This is a genomic window from Brucella rhizosphaerae, from assembly GCF_002252475.1.
Taxonomy (GTDB): Bacteria; Pseudomonadota; Alphaproteobacteria; order Rhizobiales; family Rhizobiaceae; genus Brucella; species Brucella rhizosphaerae.
Genome location: NZ_NNRK01000026.1, coordinates 117,317 through 139,560, shown reverse-complemented (window position 1 = coordinate 139,560; position 22,244 = coordinate 117,317). Strand labels below are relative to the sequence as shown.

Here is a 22,244-nt window from a genome sequence, read left to right as displayed (position 1 = left end):
CGGTTTATCGCTCGCGTGATCTTGCACCCTGATCTGTGATGCAGCGCGGCTTCGTCACAGTTGCAAGCCATGGTGACAACATTCATGAAGCACATAGTTCAAGATTCTTCGCCTATGGAATAAGAAAATGTCCCCGACTGAACGTTTCGCCATCACGCCACAGGCACCCTATTATATGGTCTCGTTTTCATCCCAACGCTTCGGCGGTGATGATGGTTATGGTGAAATGGCCGATCGAATGGCGGAGCTTGCGGCGAGGCAACCCGGCTATCGCGGGATGCAGAGGGTTTCGGCATCACCAACTCATTCTGGGTAGACGAAGACAGCATCCGTGCATGGAAGCGCGATGTCGATCATCTCATCGCGCAAAAGCTCGGCCGTCAGCAATGGTATAAAACTTATCGCGTTCGCATCGCCCGCGTAGAACGTGCATACGAGTTTGATGCGAAAACCGCATAAAGCAATCTCCCAATTTGCATCGTGAAGCGCTATGAGAGTTGTGAAACTATTCGGGAGCCAGCTATGCCCTCAAAAACCATCGACCATGCTTTCACTGCCCGCAGCCTGAACAGTGCCGCCACAGACCCCACCCATGCGGGTGTTCTGTCATTCATGCGGCGCGTTTATACGAAGTCGCTCAGGGGCGCTGAAGCAGTCGTTTGGGGCATTCCGTTCGATGCTGCGGTCTCCAACAGACCCGGCGCGCGTTTCGGCCCACAAGCGATCCGTCGTGCGTCAGCCATTTTCGACAACGACCCGCAATATCCCTTTGAGCGCGATCTGTTCGAAAATCTCGCGGTGGTCGACTACGGTGACTGTCTCCTTGATTACGGCAATCATTATAAGACGCCTGCAACGATAGAACGCGAAGCCGCGAAAATCCTCAAGTCCGATGCATTTTTGCTGACGCTTGGCGGCGATCATTTCGTAACCTGGCCACTGCTCAAAGCCCATGCTGCGAAATATGGTCCGCTGGCACTGGTGCAATTCGATGCGCATCAGGATACGTGGTTTGACGATGGCAAGCGCATTGATCACGGTTCTTTCGTGGCCCGCGCCGTGCGGGACGGGATTATCGACCCTGAACATTCGATCCAGATCGGCATCCGGACCCACGCACCCGAAGATTGCGGGATCAAGATCATTTATGGTCACGAGGTTGAGGATATGTCGGCAGCAGCTATTGCTGACGAAATTCTCAAGCGCACAGCCGGCAAAAAGACTTATCTGACCTTCGACATCGACTGTCTTGATCCTGCATTTGCCCCGGGAACAGGCACACCAGTTGCGGGCGGACCATCATCAGCGAAGATGCTGTCCGTGCTTCGCAAACTGACACAACTTGATTTTGTCGGAGCTGACATTGTGGAGGTTGCACCGGCTTACGATCATGCCGATATAACGGCTATCGCCGGAGCGACCATCGCAATGTACTTTCTCGGGCTTCTGGCTGAGCAAAAGGCACGACGATAAAGATTAAGTGTTATTGCAGCTCACAGATTGATTCAAGCTGCTGAAAAATTGATTCCGAATACGAGCGTAACTTTCTGAAATCCAAAGGCAAAGCGCATGAAACCGAAAATCTTCATCGACGGCGAACACGGCACAACTGGTCTGCAAATCCGCAGCCGCCTTGCCGAGCGCGACGATCTTGAAGTGATTTCCATCCCGGAATCCGAGCGCCGCAACAAAGATTTGCGCGCCGACTATTTGCGCTCTGCCGATATTGCAATTCTGTGCTTGCCCGACGACGCTTCCAAGGAAGCAGTTTCGCTGCTCGAAGGTCACAACTCGACCCGTATCATCGATACCTCGACCGCTCATCGCGTTCATTCGGATTGGGCCTATGGTTTTGCCGAGCTTGCCAAGGGCCAGCGTGAGCGTATCGCCGAAGCTCGTCTTGTTGCCAATCCCGGTTGCTATCCGACAGGTGCAATCGCGCTCGTCCGTCCATTGCGGGACGCAGGATTGCTGGCAGCGGACTACCCGGTCAGCGTCAATGCAGTTTCTGGCTATACGGGCGGCGGAAAGCAGATGATTGCGCAGATGGAAGACAAGAACCATCCAGAGCATCTCGCCGCCAACAATTTTCTCTATGGCCTGCCGCTGCGTCACAAGCATGTCGCTGAACTTGAATTGCATGGTCGTCTGGACCGTCGTCCACTCTTCAGCCCCAGCGTCGGCCGCTTTCCGCAAGGCATGATCGTTCAGGTTCCACTCTTTGTGACTGAACTTGAGGGCAAGCCATCGCTTCAGGATATACATCGGGCTCTTACTGAACATTATGCAGGTCAGGATGTTGTCGAAGTGGTTGCACTTGAGCAAAGCAGCCAGCTGCCGCGCGTCGATGCAGAAGAGCTTGCAGGCAAGGATGGCATGAAGCTTTTCGTGTTTGGCACGGAAGGCGACAATCAGGTTAATCTCGTGGCACTTCTCGACAATCTCGGCAAGGGCGCATCGGGGGCTGCTGTTCAGAACATGAACCTGATGCTCGGCAAGGCCTGAAGCATCTTTCCCAAAAATGGGAACCGTTTTTGGGACAAAGACATGGGTCAACACAAAAACTTAAAGCCGATATTTCCTATTGAATGGAATATCGGCTTTTATGAACTGTTAGCGGATACGCATTCAAGCCTTGTCTGGAAAGTCAAACGCAACGACTATCCGGGCGAGACTTTTGTTATCAAGCAACTCAAACCCGCCGGGATGGAAGAATTGCGCGGCGCGCATTATCTTGCTTGGCGGGAGGGACGCGGGGCTGCGAAACTCTACGACCTCAAAGGATCATCGATGTTGCTTGAATATGCAGGCAGCTATCATCTTGATGCGCATCTCAAAAGCGGCAAAGACGACGAATGTCTCGCCATTTTCGGGCAAGTGCTGACTGCATTGCATCAGCCGTCCGCTTCATCTGTTCCAAATGACTTGCAGCCGCTGGACAAGCATTTTTCGGGTCTCTTTGCAGTCGCCAACCAGAAGCCGATTTATGCTGAGGCTGCAGAACGTGCAAAGCGCCTGTTGGAAATGCCGCACGAAGCTATTCCACTTCATGGCGATATTCATCATGAGAATGTTATTCGTGGGCCGCGCGGTTGGCTTGTGATCGATCCCCATGGGTTGGTGGGGGATGCGGCATTCGACGCCGCCAACATCTTCTACAATCCGCTGGATCGTGATGATCTTTGCCTCGACGTTGCGCGGGCACAACAAATGGCCGAACATTTTGCAGCGATCCTCAAATGTGATTCCGCTCATGTCCTTGATTACGCTTTTGCTTATGGCTGTCTTTCAGCTGCGTGGCATCTCGAAGATGGCAATGAAGCAGACGAAGCGCGGGAGCTGAAAATTGCCTCCGCGCTAAGGCATCTGCGTCAGACCGCTTACTGTTTGTAAGCGCCCTTTGTTGCGCGCCAGTGTGCAACGGCGAAAGCCAGAACCATCAGCGCCACAAACTGGTGTGTGAGGCCGAGATCGAGCGGCACACTCATCAAAAGAGTCACGATACCAATCGCTGCCTGCACCAGAATGAGCCCGAGCAGAACGATCGTTCGGCGGGCGTGGGTGGTTGCAGCTGCGTTTTTCCAAACCTGCACAGCATGAATAACCGCCAGAACCAGAACTGTGTAGGCGAACATGCGGTGCACGAACTGCACAGTTTTCGGATTTTCAAACAGATTACGCCACCACGGCGACTGGATAAACAAATCGGAAGGGATGATTGCGCCATCCATCAACGGCCAGGTATTGTAGGTAAGACCTGCATGAAGCCCGGCGACAAGCCCGCCAAGATAGATTTGTACCAGCACGGCAAAAACCAGCCAGCCAGCAAAGCGCTGGATCGCTCGCTCCGCCGGGCGCTCTGTATAGGTGACCAGACCCCGCGCGATATAGAACACCGCTGTTATGATAACGCATGCCGTGGTCAGGTGAATAGCAAGACGGTACTGGCTGACACTTGTCAGCTCGCTCAAGCCCGATGCCACCATCCACCAGCCAATGGCGCCCTGAAAGCCACCCAGCGCCAGAAGGCCAAGCATCCGATATTTAAGGCTGCTGTTCAGGCGTCCGGTCAGCCAGAAAAATGCAAGTGGAACGGCGACCAGAAAGCCCACAAAGCGCGCAAGCATGCGATGCGCCCATTCCCACCAGAAGATGGACTGAAAGGCTTCGAGCGACATGCCCTTATTGATCTGCTGATACTGCGGAATCTGGCGGTATTTATCGAACTCTTCCAGCCATTCGGCATGATTGAGCGGCGGAATGACGCCATGGATTGGTTTCCATTCGGTGATCGACAGGCCAGAGCCAGTCATGCGCGTTGCGCCACCGACCATGACGATGGCGATCAGAACGACAAAAACCGCATAGAGCCAATAGCGGATCAGCCGACGATTTTTATCCTCGCCAGATCTCACTGTGCCCTGCCCTTCATGTCGAACGGATATTGCCGCCATGCCATTTCATCCTTGATTTTTCAGTTGGCCGATACATGCCGCATAGGAGAAGCGGTTACAAGCCGGGTTCACGCGACATGCCGACGCGTTTTCTCTTCCTTTGCGCGTTCTCACAAGCTAGTGAAGAGCAGGATAGAGGAGAATGACATGCCCGTTCGGCTGAAAAAACTCATAGGCACATTTCTGCTGGTCACTCTTGTGATCGTCTATGCGGTTTTTGCGACAATCATCGCCGTGGCCCAGCTTGGCAACTCGCCCGCGTGGGTGCATCTTCTTTATTTCTTCGTTACCGGCATTCTATGGGTATTGCCCGCTATGGGGATCATCTGGTGGATGGCTCAGCCTCCGCGCCCAAAACGTCGTTGAGCGATTTGCGAGGGCAACCGAAACGTGACTGACAAAGCCAGAGCCAGTCTAACGCCACGCCTTATCACCGATTACGCGCAGCTGCGTGATTTCTGGTCAAAGCCGGATGCACTGCATGGCAATGCGCAAAGCTTCGACTGGATCGACTGTTGGCGCAGGCATGTTAATCCCGATGGTCTGGTTGCAGGTCTGTTTGCAGACGATGCACCCGTGATGTTGCTGCCACTTGAGACTGTCAGCGTAAGCGGTACAAACATGTTGCGTTATCCGGGCGGAAGCCACGCAAACTGTAATTTCCCATGGCTTGATGGTGCGGTTGATCACGCATCCCTTGACCGACTTGTGTTGACCATTCGAGCCGCTCGGCCAGATATTGATGTGCTTTCCTTAACGCGACAGCTGCCCTCTCTTTCAGGGCGAGACAATCCATTATTGACGTTGAAGAGTATCCAGAACCCCAATCCTGTTCTTGCCGCCTCGTTAATCAATGGCTTTGAAGCTGTGCTTGAGCGAAGCAATGCCAAGCGGAAACTCAAAAAACATCGTCAGCATGGCCGCCGTTATGAAGAAGCCGGCGGGTGGCGCATTTACGCACCGAAGTCCCATGAAGAATCCGATGCGATATTCGATACGTTTTTTACGCTAAAGGCGCATCGCTTCAGGCAGATGGGGATTAGCGACCCCTTTGCCGAGGCGCATATTCAGACTTTCTTCAAAGAACTTTATGGAGAAGACGCTGGGAAGCAGAAAGCAGGATACGGACTGCAAATTCTTGAAGTCGGCGGTAAAATCCGCTCGCTAATCGGTAAAACATTCTCGAAAGACGGTCCGACCGTCGAATTCAGTGCGATAGCCGATGATGAGTTAATGACCGCGAGCCCCGGCGAATTTCTCTTCTATGAAGACATGAAAGTCCATTGCCAGGCCGGAGTACCGATCTACAGCTTTGGTATCGGCGATGAGCCCTACAAACGGGAATGGTGCGACATCGAAAGAAACGTCTACGATACTGTTGTTCCGTTAACGGCAAAGGGCAAGACGTTCACCGTTGCACAAGCGATACGCAGTAAAATCGTCGCGAAAATCAAAGGCAATCCCCGCCTGTGGCAGTTCACCAAAACTCTGCGCAGCAAGCTGGCTAAACGCTAATATTTTACGATAAGCGCCTCTGAATTTGATTCAGTCTGACGCGCTATATCTTTGATTGCGAATCGAAATCTGGCTGTGGCGTGTTGGAACCGGAGACTGCCGCACGCTCTGCGCCGTCCATCAAAATGATGACATCTTCATAGCCACCCTGATCCATATCGAGCGCTGCCATGACGACATTGTGGTCGTCAGGGTCCACAATATTCATGACCACGACTGCCGGACCGTCGGCAATACGGCGTATCTGTCGAGATGTCGACGGGCCGCATTCAACCACCACGAAATCATAAACTGTTTCCAGCGCATCCAGAATATATGGCAGCCGGTCGGCTGAACGCATTGCGTCTTCAGGAGCCACCTTACCGAGCGGCATTATATGCGCCTGGGAATAATGATCCGTATGAATAACATCGTTGAAGCGTCGCTCACCAGCAAGAAGTTCTGTAATGCCAGCTCGATTGTTTCCATCGAGCATAACAAGCCCTAGTGTACCGTAGGCCGTCATGTCGATCAGAATGGCGCGCTTGCCACGATCTGCCAGCTCTCGCATCAGGCGCACAGTTGCAGCGGATGCAGTGTCTCCTTCCGGCGACACGGCGATAACGCGCTTTAACCTGCCTTCAATGAGGCGGTCGGCCACGGTCTTCACACCATTCGGGTTCTCCGGAGCTTCTTCCTCAGAGACAATCTTTGATCCCGAAATCAAAGGTGAAGTCCAGCGCCTTGCAGATTTAACCGCAACTTGGGACTCATCTTCAGAATACGGGGTGAAAGCCATGTCGGTGGCAGCTTCAATCACCGGCATTTCAATTTCTTCGACCGCTGCGATACGGCGCCCATCAACGCTTACAAAGGCCCGCCCACTGAACAATTCGCGCAGCAGTACGAAAATGGACAGGAGCAACAGTCCTGCAACGAAGGTTGCGCTGACAACCGGCAAGGTCTTTGGATAATACGGTAATCCCGGCGCATCAGCGCGCGAGAATATCCGCGCGTCGGCTGGGACATAATTGCGGTCTGTGCGCGAAGCAGCTTCGCGATAGCGCGTCAGGTAAGTTTCAAGAAGCTGACGCTGTGCAGCCGCTTCCCGTTCAAGCGCCCGCAATTCAACTTCCTGCTCGCCAGCCTGAGCAGCCTGTGCCTTGACGCGGTTTAATTCACGATTGAGTTCGTCTTCGCGCAATCTCGCAGCACTCACCTCATTATTGAGGCTCGCTAAAAGCTTGCGCCCTTCCGCATTGATCTGTCGGTCCAGATCAGCGAGTTGCGAGCGTACGGACTTGATACGGGGATGGCCTTCAAGCAGTGTTACCGAAAGATCAGCAATCTGCGAATTGAGCTGAATACGACGTTCAGAAAGGCGCTGCATCATGCCAGATGCCACGACGTCAGGCAGAGTATCAACCGGAACACCGGCTGCGAGCGCTCTGCGAATACTTTCCGCTTTCGCCTCAGACGTAGCACGGCTCGAACGCAGGCGCGTAAGCTCGGTCGAGACTTCGGACAGCTGTTGGGTGGCAATGGTGCTATTTGTCTGCCCGGTCAGCAGGCCATTCGCAGCACGATAGTCAGCAACCTTCTTTTCCGAATCCCGGACTTTGCCGCGCAGATCCTCAATTTCTGGCGCAAGCCAGCCGGTTGCATCATCATTAGACTGAAGTTTTGCAGCAGCTTGCAACGCGATATAGGCATCAGCCACCGCATTTGCGATGTCGGCAGCCTCCTGCGCATTTGCGGACGTATACTGGACCACGATCACGCGCGAACCAGTGACATTGAAAACCTGCAAATTCTGGCGCAGCTTCTGCAGAACACGCTCTTCGGGTGTCAGGCTGGCCGGATTATTACGCATCCCGAGAAGAATCAAGACACGCGTCCAAGGCTTTATATTCGTTGAGGTAAAAGCCTCACTGTCTGTAAGCTTCAGCCTGTCCGAAACCTGCTTAAGCAGATCGCCCGAAGTCAGAACTTCGACCTGGCTTTTCACGCCTTCCGGGTCCATCAACGGCCGTTCTGTCGTGGCCTCACCATTTGGACGTGTGAAAACGGATTCGCGAGATTCGATCAGAATGCGAGTTTCCGCGCGATAATCGGGTGTCAGAAGAAGGCATATCACCCAGGCGAGCACCGCCATGATGGCTGCACCGCTGACAATCAAAAGCCAATAGCGGCGCAAGCTCGAAAAGAGCGCACCAATATCAATATCTGCGTCTTTCGACAGCCTATCGACTTCAGACATTCCGATACTCCGGCCGATATCCCGGCCCATACTCCGCCCAACACTCCAGAAGTGCGGTTATGGAGCAACCACCCTCGCCCATTCAAAGGCAACGCAGGCCAATTTTGTAAGGAAATGTAAACGAACAAGGTAACCAGAGGGTTAAACTGTCAATTGAGCCATTCTTATCAGAAAGAGATAAAGTTTTTCCGGGAGGCCGCCACTTCTTTACCAGCCATTAACCTTAATCAATCGATAACGTCATGTAACAGCATTTGGATATTTCCTATCCGAATCTACAAATGCGGCAATGCTTTTCGGAAGAGACCGAGGCGACAATGACGATGCAGAAAACTCATAAAAAGCGCAAAGGCCACATGGTTCTTATTGCGCTTGGCCTTGCGGCGATGACGCTTTCCGCATGCTCAAGCTATCGCCCTGCTCCACAGGCGTTTCATGCCGCATTGAACGAACCCTATTTGCTCAATGCTGGCGATCGTGTGCGCGTTACTGTGTTTGAGCAGGCAAGCCTTACCAATAATTATAGCGTCGACCAGTCTGGTTACATCGCATTCCCGCTTATCGGCAGCGTTCCGGCAAGCGGAAAAACCGTAAAGCAGCTTGAAGGCGGCATCGCCTCAAAACTGCGGGGCGGTTATCTGCGTGATCCAGACGTAAGTGTCGAGATAGACCGTTATCGTCCGATCTTCATCATGGGTGAAGTGGGTGGAGCGGGCCAGTATTCATATGTGCCGGGCATGACTGTGCAAAAGGCAATCGCAGCAGCTGGTGGGTTTACGCCACGCGCCAATCAGGAAAGTGTCGATATTACACGCACGATCAATGGAGACGTGATGACAGGTCGCGTCCTGATCTCCGATCCGATTCTGCCGGGTGACACCGTCTATGTGCGTGAACGTCTGTTCTGATGGCGATAAATGTCTGATGAAAAGCACAACTCGCCCTTACGCATCATCCATTGTTTTCGCGAACCTGCGGGCGGCTTGTTCCGCCATGTCCGCGATCTCATCAGCATTCAGGCTTCAAACGGGCACGAGGTTGGCATTCTCTGCGATGCAACAACCAGCGGCCCGCGTGAAGATGAACTCCTCGAAGAATTACGGCCTAAGCTCGCGCTCGGTCTCCATCGTATCGCTATGCAAAGAAATATCGGCATTTCCGATATCAAAACGGCATACAAAGCCTATCGCATTGTCAAGAAATTGCAGCCGGACATCCTGCACGGTCATGGCGCCAAAGGAGGCGTTTATGCACGTCTGATCGGCTCATCTCTACGGGTTTTTAAGTCTCGCGTAGCCCGTATCTATTCACCGCATGGCGGCAGCCTGCATTTTGACCGAAAGACGCGCGCCGGTGGCGTGGTCTTTCTGGTCGAAAGGCTGCTGGCTCCATTCACCGATGCTGTTCTGTTCGTTTCAAACTTCGAGAAGCGAACTTATGAAGAGAAGGTTGGCAGGCCATACGACCTGCATGCGGTTATCTATAATGGCTTGTCGGATGAGGAGTTTGTTCATACGGCAGCCGTGCCTGACGCGACTGACTTCCTGTTTATAGGAACGATGCGTGTACTGAAGGGACCCGATCTGTTGATCCGCGCCCTGACCTCTCTTCGTGACAAACAAGCCAAGCGTTTTACAGTCACCATTATCGGCGACGGCACAGAGAAAGCAGACTTTCTAGCGCTCGCGAATGAACTCGGCATAACAGACCAAATCCGTTTCCTGCCTGGCATGGCCGCGCGAGAAGCTTTTCCGCTTGGTAAAATCATGGTCGTTCCATCGCGCGCGGAGGCATTTCCTTATATCGTGCTGGAAGCGCTAGCCGCTGGCAAAGCCATCATTGCCAGCAATGTTGGTGGCATTCCCGAAATCTTTGGTCCCAATTCCCCGGCCCTCGTTGAGCCGGACGTAGAATCGCTCGCTGCAAAGCTGCTTTCAGTTGCGAATAATGAGAGTGGCTTTCTTTTTTCAATGCCCGATAGTTTGCGTCTGCGCGAACGGTTCGGCGTTGAAGCAATGGCACATTCTATAGAATTGGTTTACCGTGAAGCACGTTCCTGAAAATCTAGCAGCCGCCGGGACCATTTGATCAGCAAATCCTTAGGATTTGCTGTTAAATATAGTCCGGCACGTTGATTAGCAGGGGTAAAATTGTGCGGGATAATGATGCGCCTTCTCCAATCGATCCTGAGGCAGATAATGCCAGGGATGCGAAAGGCTCCAAACCGAATGAACAGAGCGGGTTGAACGCCATGGCGCGGCAGATGGCTGCGCAATACGAGCGAAACACCTTGTCGCCGACCATGCTAAGCGGGGTGATCCGGCTCGTTGAATTCGGTATTGTTATGCTGACCGGTATGCTTAGCTTTACCTATTATGTCAGTTTCAACACCTCACTCATTCTCTACTATTTCCTCATCATGCTCGCAGGCGGGGGCCTTTACGTGCTGATGATGGAGATAAACAATGGCTATCAGGTCAATATTCTGCGCAGCCCCAGCCGTCACCTGAAGCGCGTAATCATCAGCTGGGCAACGGTGCTGGGCGCGGTTGCGGTAGCGGGCTTTCTCTTCAAGGTTTCTTCTGATTTTTCGCGTGCATGGTTTCTGATCTGGGCTTTGAGCGGAATGATCGTTCTGATCATTTGCCGCCTGTTCGTCTCGTGGAGAATCCGCCGTTGGGCGCGCAATGGCATTATGGAGCGTCGCGCCGTTATCGTCGGCGGTGGTCCTAATGCAGAAGCCCTGATCCGTACGCTTGAGCAACAGCCAGACAATGATATTCGTATCTGCGGCATTTTCGATGATCGTGACGACAAGCGTTCACCACCCATCGTGGCAGGCTACCCCAAGCTCGGCAACATCAAAGAACTGATCGAATTTGCACGTATTGCGCATATCGACATGCTGATCGTTTCGCTGCCAATCAGCGCCGAAGAACGCATTCTGATGATCCTCAATAAGCTTTGGGTGTTGCCCGTCGATATTCGTCTGTCGGCACTCAACAACCATCTGCGTTTCCGCCCACGTGCCTATTCCTACATAGGCAGCGTACCGATGCTGGACATCTTCGATAAGCCGATTAATGACTGGGATTCGGTTGCAAAGCGCATTTTTGACATTGTGTTCAGCCTGCTGGGGATCGTCTTTCTTTCACCCATCATGCTGGCAGCAGCGATTGCCATCAAGCTCGATAGCAAAGGCCCGGTGATCTTCAAGCAAAAGCGTCATGGCTTTAACAATGAAGTTATCAATGTCTGGAAATTCCGCTCAATGTACACGGAGCTTAGCGATCCGAGCGCGCGTAATGCGGTAACAAAGAACGATCCTCGGGTGACACGTGTCGGGCGCTTCATTCGCAAGACATCCATTGATGAACTGCCTCAGTTCTTCAATTCCCTGACGGGCTCACTGTCACTTGTCGGCCCGCGCCCACATGCGGTGGCCGCGCACTCGCACAACGTGCTTTATAATGAAGTGGTCGATGGTTATTTCGCTCGCCACCGCGTCAAACCCGGCGTAACCGGCTGGGCGCAGATCAATGGCTGGCGCGGCGAAATCGACAATAACGACAAGATAACGATGCGCACAGAATATGATCTGTTTTACATTGAAAACTGGTCACTCTGGTTCGATCTCAAGATCCTGTTCCTGACACCGGTCAGGCTCCTCAACACGGAAAATGCCTATTGAGCACGGTCGCAAATAGCGTCAGCGGTATATCCAGACCTTACCGCCGCTTACCTGCAACAGACGTTGCAGGTAAGCGCGCTTTAAACCGGCTGATCGCCAATTTTGCCATCGGACTTGGTGTTTTTCTGCTTGGTTTCGTGATGAGCGAACCAGCTCCTTACGAGCTTTACATGGCCGGCCTCATCGCCGTAGCCTTACTCTTCGGGATGCGGCTGACACGAACGAGTGTGGTGTTGCTTGCCTTGCTGACCGTATTCAACTTCGGCGGTATGATTTCCGTCATGCAAATGGCGGATACCAAGGATGCGCCACTTTATATCGCAGTTTCGCTGTTCCTTGCTTTCACATCAGTCTTTTATGCCGCGATTATCGAAGCAGACTATCGTCGTCTGAAAACAATCTTCAATGCCTATCTTCTGGTCGGCATCCTATCGTCGCTGCTGGGCATTGCGGGCTATCTCAACCTGTTTCCCAGCGCGGATGTCTTTACCCGTTACGGACGCGCTATGGGCGGCTTTAAGGACCCGAACGTTTACGGCCCATTTCTGGTTCTACCCTTCACATGGAGCCTCTACCGCATCATGAAGGGCAACAGCCGGGATATGCTTGTCTATCTGCCCTTGTGCTGCATACTGACGCTCGGAATACTGGTTTCCTTCTCACGTGCTGCCTGGGCCATGGTGCCGCTCTCATTTCTCTGCCTTTTTGCAGTTCTGCTTCTTCGGAGCGAGAGCAACAGGTTCCGTCTGCGATTGATCACTATTGGTCTGCTTGCCATTCTTGCAATCGCGCTGGCTATTGTGCTGCTTCTTCAAATCCCAGACGTCAGAACATTCTTTTTCGAGCGTGCGCGCCTTGAGCAAAGCTATGACAGTGCGCGTCTGGGTCGGTTTGCCCGGCACTGGCTTGGCATGGTTCTGGCGACCGAACATCCTTTGGGAATCGGGCCGCTGGAATTCGGCCCTATGTTTGGAGAAGACACCCATAATGTCTGGCTGAAAGCAGTGCTGGATTATGGCTGGATCGGCTTCATCGCCTTCATGACTTTGACTTTTCTCACACTCGCCATCGGTTTCAAACTGATGTTCAGAAATCGACCATGGCAACCATTTCTTCTTTGTGCCTATGCGACTTATCTTGGCCATGTGCTCATCGGTAATGTGATCGATACGGATCACTGGCGGCACTTTTACCTGCTGTTTGGCCTTATATGGGGTTGCGCAGGGCTGGAGTATAAATATCAACGCAAGGCCGCAACTAATCATCCATTCCAGGGAAATACGCTTTGCAGTTCGTGATTTATGCTGCCGCAGCTATATTCGAGATCGCAGGGTGCTTCTCGTTTTGGGCATGGCTTAAACTGGACAAGTCCCCGCTCTGGCTCATTCCGGGCGTGGTTTGTCTCGCTCTTTTTGCCTATTTGCTCACATTGATAGAAACCGATGCAGCAGGTCGCGCTTATGCCGCTTATGGCGGGATTTACATTATCGCGTCCATTGGGTGGATCTGGGCCGTTGAAGGCATGCGTCCAGATCGCTGGGACATTATAGGTGCGACCGTCGCCTTAGCAGGCGCATGCATTATCCTGCTCGTCCCGCGCACCTAGAGCACATCCCGAAAAGTGGAAACTGGTTTAGCTGATCTTACTGAATTCGATATAAAAATCGCGGATGCCTGAGGCAAGAAATTGCACCGCCACGCAAGTCAACAGGAAGCCCATGATCTTTGTCACGGCCTGCATACCATGTTCGCCGAGCACTTTTTCTATGAGCGATGCGGATGAGAGAGCGAGATAGGCCACACCAATCGTAATAGCGATACCCAATATAACAACCGCATGTCCGGCGATGGTATGTTCGGTTGGTATCTGTGACGCAAAACTCATGACCACGGCTATGGAGCCCGGGCCAGCGAGGCTTGGCATCGCCAGCGGCGAGAAGGAATAGTCCAGTTCAGCTTTTTTGATATCTGCAGGCGCTGCATCGACTTCCGATGACGAATCCTCGCCGGAGAAAATCATCCGCAATGCCAGGATCATGATGATCAGTCCACCAGCCACACGAATACCCGGCATAGATATGCTGAAAAGTGAAATGATGCCGTTTCCAAGCAGTAAGAAAACAGTGAGAATCGAGAACGCATATATGCACGCTTTGCGTGCCTGAACGCGTTTGTTGTCTGCACTCATGCGCTTGGTCAACGACATATATAATGGAATTGTCGTCAAGGGGTTCATAATAGGCAAAAGACCAATCACTACGATTGATACGTATTTTACAAAATCAATAATCAAACCCATTCCCATCGGCCTTAAACATCAAGCGTCTCTGATAACAACAGCGCGGAAAAGATTGTGTAAACAACGCTTTAACCGACCTGATACCTATGTAATTCGAGGCATTATAAGCGGTTTTAAATTATACCAAAAGGTCAAATTATTACTGGAAAGCAACAGTATATCTTCTAATGAAAATCCCTTCAATTTCATATCGCCTACATTATTGTGAGCGAACATGTGCGGTTGTTCAACAATTGCAAATAAGATTTAATCGCGCAGTACTACAAGTCTAAGCATTTATTATTCGGTATTATTAGAATCGGCTATTTGTTTTACTAAAATTCACTAAATCTTGAGTTCACGCATCACCCCCGTACGTGTTCTTGATGATATGCATTAGGTTAAAATTGCCCCGGCTTGCAGTCGGGGTTTTTTTTAACTTCAAATTCGTGCACATTTCAGCGCAGTCTCACAGTTTGCAATAACTCAACGATGTGAAAAATCACATGATTAATTGCTAACCATTCAACTTTGCACATCGTTCAGAAGTAAGTATTGAGTATAAGAAATATCTACGTATGAAGCTTCGCGCCCTTTACTAATTTATCAACGATTTTCTTTTCTGCGCGAATAGCTATGCCCACAACATTTGCGGATTCCGGTGTAAATTTTGAAAATACATCTCTATTCGCTACGTCGTGGCCCGTAGAGAACATCTCTTCGACATACAAGGATGTTGTAATTTCTCTTTCCAGTGATTTCATATGTATCTTACGCAAAAGAGCTGCATCTGCAGACATGATGACGACTGGCTGAATGGACAAAGCGTTATAGATGTTACCGGATCCATCCCGATAGCGCTCGCCGATGATATCAGGGTGTTGACTTACAATCCCGCTAGCCAGGAAAGCTGTAATATTCAATTCCTGCCAGGGCGCTAAATTATCCCGCAGAACAATTGTAAACTTGGTATCGAACATGCAAAAATGATCCCGTTATTTTCGTGACGAACGAGATAATAGGGACAGCAATATTCTGGGTATTGAACGTTTGTGCAAATCTGAGCGAATTCTGCATGCTCCGACAGAACGGGGCATTGATCGCATTGATGCGAGGTTCCACGGCGTTGGGTTTTCCCCTCACCGCCACGACACTTATGCGCTCGGAATCACGCTCGCTGGCGTGCAGACATTTCGTTACCGGGGCGCATCTCACTTTAGCATTCCTGGAAACACGATCGTCATTCACCCTGATGAAGTTCATGACGGTGCAGCTGGCTCAGAAAATATGCTGCATTACAGGATGTTCTACTTTCCTCCAGAGTTATTGCTGGAGGCGTCAAATCGAACGCGCGTTCTGCCTTTTGTCAAAGAACCGATATTATCTGACAAGTCGATCCATCAATTATTGGTCGAGGTTCTTATTGATCTGAATGATGAACCTGATGAATTGCTACTCGATGACATCATAACCCGTCTGCACTCCAATTTATGGAAGCATGCGGATGGAGAGATTACCCATCCTAAAACTATTGCGCGTGAAGCGATCCTGAATATTCGCGAATATCTTATGGAGAATATCGATAGCACAGTATCATCGGTCGATCTTGAGAACGCTTCAGGTCTCGACAGATACACAATATCGCGCCATTTCAGAGCCATTCACGGGACAAGTCCCCATAGATATCTGATTATGCGCAGACTGGAAAAAGGCCGACGCATGTTGACCGGCAGCAATGAAAGTCTGGCTGACATCGCTGTCTCATGCGGTTTCGCGGATCAAAGCCATTTCACAAGGCATTTCAAATCCGCCTTTGGCATGACACCAGGCCGGTGGTTGCGATTGACGCAACGATAGTACCGAAGGCCACAGCCCCAGCTATACAGCAGCGACAAGAAACACCATTCAAACAAACTGAACAACGTCGTCAATACGTTATAATTATTGGGGAAATTGGTCGGAGCGGCGGGATTCGAACCCACGACCCCTTGACCCCCAGTCAAGTGCGCTACCGGGCTGCGCTACGCTCCGAGCCGCAGAAAGCCCTAGAATATAAAGGCTTTTTCCGCAAGCCCTAAAAATCGAGTTCGAGAACAAAATGAACACAGATGAGTAAATTAAGAGAATTCTGAACGAAAATTTTCTATTGGAATTTTTCGTTCCAGTCAGTCATTTGCTCCGCTATCCGCCACCTGAAAAGCAGCTGGTTCTGCAGGTTCAAACTGATTTGATACCACGCTGGCAAGCACACGGCTGATATCAGCCCCCCGTTTCAGTTTACCATGGAGATAGGGATCGACATTATGCCCGGGAGCTAACTGGCTTCAGGGTATTTGGGTGACGGCAGATCGCCTCGATCCCCGTCTTTTGTATCAAGCTGGAAATGTTCAACCGCCCGATTTGTAGTTTTCTCCCTTCAAAATTCACGGCGACATCCGACCCCGCGTAAGCAGGTATTCCAAGTTCAATTTGTCGATCCAGCAAATCAAAGGAAGAACTTTCACTTATCTTGGCTTTTCAAATGTCCAGAGCCAGCTCTCCCTAATAATTATCAATAATTTATAGATAATATTGAAATATTTCGAGCGATGGTAATTAAACATTTTTACTTAGAGAAAGTATATATTATGAATAAATATTTGATGATATTGCCACTTCTATCACTTTCGATGACGAGTTACGCATGGAGTGCAGAGACATGTGGCGAGGGTGATTTTCTTGCTTTTACAAGCCTTGTTGTGAGTTGTGGAAGGGGCGACGCTGGCGCATGTAAGGAAGCAACAAATCTCGGAGTTCAGTGTGGTTGGTCCTACACTCTCCCAGCTCTTAAACACTAATCAATTTCGGGCAATCGCCACTTCTTTAATGAAGTTAAATGACGAACCATCTAAGCCAGCTACAATGCAATCGTAGCTGGCTGTTTATCGTACTCAGCAAATTTGCTCCGCCTACACTATCACTGCTCTAAAGAGTGCAGCGATAGTGTGCAATTCATCCCTGCGCCATTCAAGCGCCCCACCCATACAAAGCTTCACAAACTACGTGTTACGAAGCTGGTAGGTTTCCGGAACGTAGCGGTAGCCCTGGCCATCGCGCTGCAGATATGCAAGCGACGGAAATGGCATGTGATAGCCGATGAATGGTAGCCTATCGGTAGCAATCATATCGAAGATACGCTTACGGGTCTCGACTGCCATTTCCTTGTCTATATCAAATGAAACGTGCCAATCGGGACGCTGCAAGGTGATAACCGAGTGATTGGCCGTATCGGAAATCAGCATCAGCGATTTACCATCCGATTCCACCCTGAATGCCAGATGCCCCGGCGTGTGTCCAAAAGCACCAATCGCATGAATTCCCGAAACGACTTCTTCGCCATCATCAATAAAGGTGGTCTTTTCTGCGAGTGGCTTCACATTTCTTTCTACCATTTGCGCAGCAGTCTTCGCAGGGCTTTCAAGCCGAGCCGGATCGGTCCAGAAATCAAACTCTTTCTGTCCTGCTGCATAGCGCGCATTTGCAAAGGCTGGCGCACCGTTTTCCATCAAGCCGCCGATGTGATCAGGGTGGAAATGACTGAGAACCACAAGCGAAACATCATCCGCTTTGTAGCCTGCAGCCTCCAGCGCGCTGATCAGTTTACCCTGCCCGGCTTCACGAGCGCCTGCCCCCATACCGGTATCGAACAGAACCAGTTCTTTGCCTGTATTAATAAGAACCGGGGTGAAGCTATTTACGAAACGATCCGGCGGCAGCAGGTTTTCTTCCAGCAAGGCTGCAACATCTTTTGGGTCCTGATTAATCCCATAGGTCTTTTCAGGCGCTTCACCCGCCCGGCGCCCATCAGAAAGCGTGGTTATTTCGAAGTCGCCAAACTGAAACTTGTGAAAACCAGCATTTTCCACCTTAGATGGAGGCGTTTGCGCGGCGGCTGGCGAAATTTCAAATGGCGATAACGCCACTCCGCCACTCACAGCCGAAGCTGCAACAATAAAATTTCGCCGTGAAATAGCCATCGATCTGTCTCCAGAGTTGGTTGCGGTAATTAAGAATAACGTAAAACGCCTCGCGATCCAGAACGAAACAATTAACTTTTCGTAAGCATTGGCTTGTTCGCTGACTTGCAGCTCGCAAAAAAATTCTCTATTTGAGGGTTGCGCGGGACGACCTGCGCCTGTGTTCGCATAGGGGACGGCCCCATTTGGAGGGGTGCTCCATGGCCGGACCTATAGAACAATTTGCAATCCGACCCATTGTCGAGCTCGGCACAGTCGGCGGCCAGCAAATTGGCTTTACGAATTCATCACTTTACATGCTGCTGACTGTGACAGTTGCCGCAGGCTTTCTATTCATCGCCTCCCGGCGCAGTAAAGTCGTACCAGATCGCTGGCAGTCATCAGCCGAGATGCTTTACGAGTTTGTATCCAGGACAGTGCGTGAGAATGCAGGCGAGCACGGGATGAAATTCTTCCCACTCGTGTTCTCGCTTTTCATGTTCATTCTTGTAGCGAACCTCATCGGCATGTTTCCTTATGCCTTCACCGTGACAAGCCACATCATCGTCACGTTCGCACTGGCAATGCTCGTATTCCTGACGGTCACTATTTACGGGCTGCTGCGCCACGGCTTCAAGTTCTTCCGGTTGTTCATGCCTGCAGGCGTTCCGGTCATGCTCGCACCGATTATCGTTCCCATCGAACTCATGTCTTACATTTCCCGCCCGATCAGCCATTCGGTGCGTCTGTTTGCCGTCATGCTCGCCGGCCACATCACGCTGAAGGTCTTTGCGGGATTTGTCGTTGGACTGGGTGGCCTGGGTTCGCTGGGGTTGATGTCCGCCATCTTGCCTCTCGCCATGACGGTTGCATTGACAGCACTTGAATTGCTGATGGCAATTATTCAGGCATATGTTTTTACCATGCTGAGCTGCATGTATCTTAATGACGCCCTGCATCCTTCTCACTAGAGCGCATTTCGATCAGATCGGCGCTCTAATATCCTGGTTTAACGTGCATTCCAAAAACTGTTTCACCCGTTCCGGGATGCGTTCAAAATTTACGATATCAACGAAAGGACGACCTTTCGTTCTCTTGAAAAATGGGACGGCCCATATCCAAGGAGCATTAAAATGGCATGGATTTATCTTGCACTCGCCGGTGGCCTCGAAATTATCTGGGCCTACTTCATGAAAAAGTCGGAAGGCTTTTCGCTTTTGACGCCCAGCGTTATCACGATTGTAACGATGATCGGCAGCTTCGCTCTGCTTTCCATTGCAATGCGTACCCTGCCCTTGGGTACGGCCTATGCAATCTGGACCGGCATCGGTGCTGTTGGCGCATTTGTCGTCGGAATATTCATTCTGGGCGAAGCAGCTACATTCTTCCGCGTTGCGAGCGTATCGCTCATTCTTGCTGGCATCATCGGCCTGAAACTATCGTCAACTTAAGCCAAAACAAAGAAAGGGAGGCATTGCCTCCCTTTTTCATTATACCACTCACCAAGTGCGGACTGATTTATCAGCGAACCTGATCCAGCAGGCGCTTGCATTCAAGCAAGTCGAAAAGCGCCTCCTGCAGAAGCGAACGATTATCCTTAGACGGGCGTTTCCCGTCGGCTCCAATCGGACCGTCTTCCTCACCCTTCAACAAGCCAAACAGCTTGCGTGCGGGTTGCGGTGCCTTGATGCCGCTTGGTAGCGCCATATCATTATCGGCAGCGTTTTCCATCGCCTGCTTTTCAGCAGCGGCCTGCTTTTGACGTGTTATAGCGTCGATAGCCTGCACATCGCCATTGCCAAGCGCAATGATGAATTGCGCATTGTTTTCACGGAGCAAACGCTGAACACCTTTGATGGTGTAGCCCTGATCGTAAAGCAGATGGCGAATGCCCTTGAGCAATTCCACATCGAGTGGGCGATAATAGCGACGACCGCCGCCTCGCTTCATCGGTTTGATCTGGGTAAAGCGCGTTTCCCAGAAGCGCAGCACATGCTGCGGAAGATCTAGATCTTCTGCTACTTCGCTAATAGTCCTGAATGCATCAGGGCTTTTGTCCATCTGCTTGCCCTTTCCAGTGGTTTGGCCTCGCCGTGCAGCGAGTCCTGCCAGCCCAGATAGTTCAAATGGCAATCGGCACATCATTTTATGCCGGCCATAATATCATGATAATCGAACGGCGTTTAACATATAAATATAGAACGAAAAGCCCCTACTTTTCGGGTTGTTATATTAGGGAACCGACTCGCTCTGTCCGTAGATTATATAATATCAGAACTTTATAAGCACCCCTTCATATATAACAGGAAGAAGCACAGATTTCAGGCTACTGATGTCACTGGATATATAAGCAAGCAAAATACTTCGCCCCCAAAGGGGCGACGCAGTAAAGAACAAAGAAATTAAACCCGTCTATCCATCTCAAGAGCATTTTGACCTGACGGAATCAGATCGTCGCTCCATTGTCGGCTTTAACGCGCATCTTATCCGAAAGCATTACAGACTTGCGGGACACGCTTTAAAAACTACGACTTGGCGGTTTTCGTTCCGCGCTTCTGGTGTTCCTGAAGGATACGTTGTTTGAGAACATTAGACGCTTTGAACGTCATGACGCGACGAGGAAGAATTGGCACTTCCTCACCGGTCTTCGGGTTGCGGCCGATGCGCTCATTCTTGTCACGGACCTGAAATGTCGCGAATGACGACAATTTCACGGTTTCACCGTTTACGATAGCGTCACAGACTTCGTCGAGGATCATCTCGACCAGAGCCGCCGATTCTGTTCTGGACAGGCCTACCTTGCGGTAAACAGCCTCTGCCAGATCAGCGCGTGTGACCGTCTTACCTCCCATAACCGAACCTACCTGGTTAGCGTTTGAACAGATAATATCCTTAAGTGACAGGAGGTTACACAAATAAACGCGGTCCGGTCAAGCCGCGAGTTCCCTCGCGGCCTATCAATTTTCTAATTACCAGCGCAACAATACCGCGCCCCAGGTAAATCCGCCGCCCATAGCCTCCAAAAGAACGAGGTCGCCCTTCTTGATGCGACCGTCAGCAACTGCTGTTGCGAGCGCCAGCGGAACGGAGGCTGCAGAGGTATTCCCGTGCTTATCCACGGTGATAACCACCTTTTCCTCAGCAATACTCAGCTTTTTAGCCGAAGCGTCGATAATACGCTTGTTGGCCTGATGCGGCACAAACCAGTCAATATCATCAGCAGTCAGGCCGGTTTCAGCAAAGGACGCTTCAATCACATCTGTAATCATGCCCACAGCATGTTTGAAGACTTCACGGCCTTCCATGCGCAGATGACCGACCGTTTGTGTGGTCGACGGGCCGCCGTCCACATAAAGCTTTTCCTTGTGATTGCCATCAGAACGAAGGTTCGCAGTGAGGATACCGCGATCAGACGTCAGGCCCTTGCCCTCGGCCGATTCAAGAACAAATGCGCCCGCACCATCACCGAACAGTACGCAGGTCGTGCGGTCATTCCAGTCGAGAATGCGTGAGAAGGTTTCCGCGCCAATAACTAGCACACGCTGAGCCATACCACCGCGAATATAAAGATCTGCAGTGGTCACGGCATAGATGAAGCCGCTGCAAACTGCCTGCAGATCGAACGCGAAGCCAGTAGTGATGCCCAGCTCGCGCTGAATTTCGACAGCACTTGCTGGAAATGTGTGATTTGGCGTCGATGTCGCCACGAGAACCAAATCGATATCGGAAGCTTGCAGACCAGCATTTTCAAGAGCCGCACGCGCTGCTGCCGCACCGAGCGATACCGTCGTTTCGGTTTCATCTGCGATGTGACGCTGGCGAATGCCGGTGCGCTGAACGATCCATTCGTCGGAGGTTTCAATCACGCCTTCAAAATCGGCATTCTTCATGATCCGCTTAGGCAGCGCCGAACCAATACCTCTTACGACAGATCTTATCATCTTTTTTCCTGTCCTCGAGCGGCTTCTATTTTTCCTGAACCGGAAGAGCCACTCTATACTTTTGTTTTATCGCAGTTTCGGATGAAAAACCGATTCCCGCTTTTTCTGAAACTGCTCTACCCTGACCACAC

At 51.2% G+C, this 22,244-nt stretch carries 21 protein-coding genes, 1 tRNA gene and 1 pseudogene; 14 read left to right on the top strand and 9 right to left on the bottom strand.

What is annotated here, in order from left to right; genetic code table 11:
* Positions 1-127: 127 nt before the first annotated feature.
* The 4 genes and pseudogenes from CEV32_RS09960 to CEV32_RS09945 all read left to right on the top strand — a co-directional run bounded on the left by CEV32_RS09960 (position 128) and on the right by CEV32_RS09945 (position 3,393).
* Positions 128-459, top strand: a pseudogene (locus CEV32_RS09960) (antibiotic biosynthesis monooxygenase family protein).
* A 63-nt stretch (positions 460-522) separates the two neighbouring features.
* A complete protein-coding gene (gene speB / locus CEV32_RS09955) occupies positions 523-1,473 on the top strand; it encodes an agmatinase (RefSeq protein ID WP_094576767.1) in 951 nt (316 codons plus the stop codon).
* A gap of 96 nt (positions 1,474-1,569) precedes the next feature.
* Complete coding sequence (gene argC / locus CEV32_RS09950) at positions 1,570-2,505, top strand: N-acetyl-gamma-glutamyl-phosphate reductase (RefSeq protein ID WP_094576762.1); 936 nt, start codon at positions 1,570-1,572, stop codon at positions 2,503-2,505.
* A gap of 42 nt (positions 2,506-2,547) precedes the next feature.
* The gene (locus CEV32_RS09945; protein WP_094576759.1) at positions 2,548-3,393 is read left to right on the top strand and encodes an aminoglycoside phosphotransferase family protein; all 846 of its coding nucleotides are present in this window, start codon (positions 2,548-2,550) and stop codon (positions 3,391-3,393) included.
* Here the strand turns inward: CEV32_RS09945 and CEV32_RS09940 are convergent.
* On the bottom strand, positions 3,381-4,454 hold the full coding sequence (locus tag CEV32_RS09940; protein WP_094576754.1) for a COX15/CtaA family protein: 1,074 nt from the start codon (positions 4,452-4,454) through the stop codon (positions 3,381-3,383). The genes CEV32_RS09945 and CEV32_RS09940 overlap by 13 nt on opposite strands.
* 147 nt (positions 4,455-4,601) lie before the next feature.
* Between CEV32_RS09940 and CEV32_RS09935 the strand changes: the two genes are divergently transcribed.
* Together CEV32_RS09935 and CEV32_RS09930 are read left to right on the top strand one after the other, a co-directional pair.
* Complete coding sequence (locus CEV32_RS09935; RefSeq protein WP_094576751.1) at positions 4,602-4,820, top strand: DUF2842 domain-containing protein; 219 nt, start codon at positions 4,602-4,604, stop codon at positions 4,818-4,820.
* A 24-nt stretch (positions 4,821-4,844) separates the two neighbouring features.
* On the top strand, positions 4,845-5,969 hold the full coding sequence (locus CEV32_RS09930) for a GNAT family N-acetyltransferase (protein ID WP_094576748.1): 1,125 nt from the start codon (positions 4,845-4,847) through the stop codon (positions 5,967-5,969).
* Between the two features lie 43 nt (positions 5,970-6,012).
* Here the strand turns inward: CEV32_RS09930 and CEV32_RS09925 are convergent, their stop codons facing one another.
* On the bottom strand, positions 6,013-8,208 hold the full coding sequence (locus CEV32_RS09925; RefSeq protein WP_094576745.1) for a GumC family protein: 2,196 nt from the start codon (positions 8,206-8,208) through the stop codon (positions 6,013-6,015).
* A 323-nt stretch (positions 8,209-8,531) separates the two neighbouring features.
* Between CEV32_RS09925 and CEV32_RS09920 the strand changes: the two genes are divergently transcribed.
* From CEV32_RS09920 to CEV32_RS09900, 5 genes are all read left to right on the top strand, one after another.
* Positions 8,532-9,116, top strand: a complete 585-nt coding sequence (locus CEV32_RS09920) for a polysaccharide biosynthesis/export family protein (protein ID WP_208620839.1) — start codon at positions 8,532-8,534, stop codon at positions 9,114-9,116.
* A gap of 9 nt (positions 9,117-9,125) precedes the next feature.
* The gene (locus CEV32_RS09915; protein ID WP_094576742.1) at positions 9,126-10,268 is read left to right on the top strand and encodes a glycosyltransferase; all 1,143 of its coding nucleotides are present in this window, start codon (positions 9,126-9,128) and stop codon (positions 10,266-10,268) included.
* A gap of 92 nt (positions 10,269-10,360) precedes the next feature.
* Positions 10,361-11,899, top strand: a complete 1,539-nt coding sequence (locus CEV32_RS09910) for an undecaprenyl-phosphate glucose phosphotransferase (RefSeq protein WP_094576739.1) — start codon at positions 10,361-10,363, stop codon at positions 11,897-11,899.
* Entirely contained in the window at positions 11,896-13,197 is a 1,302-nt protein-coding gene (locus CEV32_RS09905) for an O-antigen ligase family protein (protein WP_094576736.1), read from the top strand. Before CEV32_RS09910 ends, CEV32_RS09905 begins: the two co-directional genes overlap by 4 nt.
* Positions 13,185-13,505, top strand: coding sequence for a YnfA family protein (locus CEV32_RS09900; RefSeq protein ID WP_094576733.1), 321 nt, complete (start codon positions 13,185-13,187; stop codon positions 13,503-13,505). Before CEV32_RS09905 ends, CEV32_RS09900 begins: the two co-directional genes overlap by 13 nt.
* 27 nt (positions 13,506-13,532) lie before the next feature.
* Here the strand turns inward: CEV32_RS09900 and CEV32_RS09895 are convergent, their stop codons facing one another.
* Together CEV32_RS09895 and CEV32_RS09890 are read right to left on the bottom strand one after the other, a co-directional pair.
* The gene (locus CEV32_RS09895) at positions 13,533-14,198 is read right to left on the bottom strand and encodes a MarC family NAAT transporter (RefSeq protein WP_094576730.1); all 666 of its coding nucleotides are present in this window, start codon (positions 14,196-14,198) and stop codon (positions 13,533-13,535) included.
* Positions 14,199-14,749: 551 nt separating this feature from the next.
* Positions 14,750-15,157 (bottom strand): DUF2000 family protein, encoded by a 408-nt coding sequence (locus tag CEV32_RS09890; RefSeq protein ID WP_094576727.1) that lies wholly within the window; start codon positions 15,155-15,157, stop codon positions 14,750-14,752.
* A gap of 70 nt (positions 15,158-15,227) precedes the next feature.
* Between CEV32_RS09890 and CEV32_RS09885 the strand changes: the two genes are divergently transcribed.
* The gene (locus CEV32_RS09885) at positions 15,228-16,034 is read left to right on the top strand and encodes an AraC family transcriptional regulator (RefSeq protein WP_235818786.1); all 807 of its coding nucleotides are present in this window, start codon (positions 15,228-15,230) and stop codon (positions 16,032-16,034) included.
* Positions 16,035-16,131: 97 nt separating this feature from the next.
* On the opposite strand, the gene CEV32_RS09880 is transcribed toward CEV32_RS09885, so the two are convergent.
* Positions 16,132-16,208 (bottom strand) — tRNA-Pro (locus CEV32_RS09880).
* Between the two features lie 1,007 nt (positions 16,209-17,215).
* A complete protein-coding gene (locus tag CEV32_RS09875) occupies positions 17,216-18,193 on the bottom strand; it encodes an MBL fold metallo-hydrolase (protein WP_094576724.1) in 978 nt (325 codons plus the stop codon).
* Between the two features lie 200 nt (positions 18,194-18,393).
* On the opposite strand from CEV32_RS09875, the gene CEV32_RS09870 reads away from it, so the two are divergent.
* Positions 18,394-19,143, top strand: coding sequence for a F0F1 ATP synthase subunit A (locus CEV32_RS09870; protein ID WP_094576721.1), 750 nt, complete (start codon positions 18,394-18,396; stop codon positions 19,141-19,143).
* Between the two features lie 162 nt (positions 19,144-19,305).
* Positions 19,306-19,623, top strand: a complete 318-nt coding sequence (sugE, locus tag CEV32_RS09865; protein ID WP_094576718.1) for a quaternary ammonium compound efflux SMR transporter SugE — start codon at positions 19,306-19,308, stop codon at positions 19,621-19,623.
* Positions 19,624-19,693: 70 nt separating this feature from the next.
* On the opposite strand, the gene CEV32_RS09860 is transcribed toward sugE, so the two are convergent.
* The 3 genes from CEV32_RS09860 to CEV32_RS09850 form a co-directional block, all read right to left on the bottom strand.
* Positions 19,694-20,233, bottom strand: coding sequence for a MerR family transcriptional regulator (locus tag CEV32_RS09860; RefSeq protein WP_094576715.1), 540 nt, complete (start codon positions 20,231-20,233; stop codon positions 19,694-19,696).
* A 464-nt stretch (positions 20,234-20,697) separates the two neighbouring features.
* Complete coding sequence (locus CEV32_RS09855) at positions 20,698-21,024, bottom strand: integration host factor subunit alpha (protein ID WP_094576711.1); 327 nt, start codon at positions 21,022-21,024, stop codon at positions 20,698-20,700.
* A 117-nt stretch (positions 21,025-21,141) separates the two neighbouring features.
* Positions 21,142-22,113, bottom strand: coding sequence for a beta-ketoacyl-ACP synthase III (locus tag CEV32_RS09850; protein WP_094576706.1), 972 nt, complete (start codon positions 22,111-22,113; stop codon positions 21,142-21,144).
* Between the last annotated feature and the right edge of the window lie 131 nt (positions 22,114-22,244).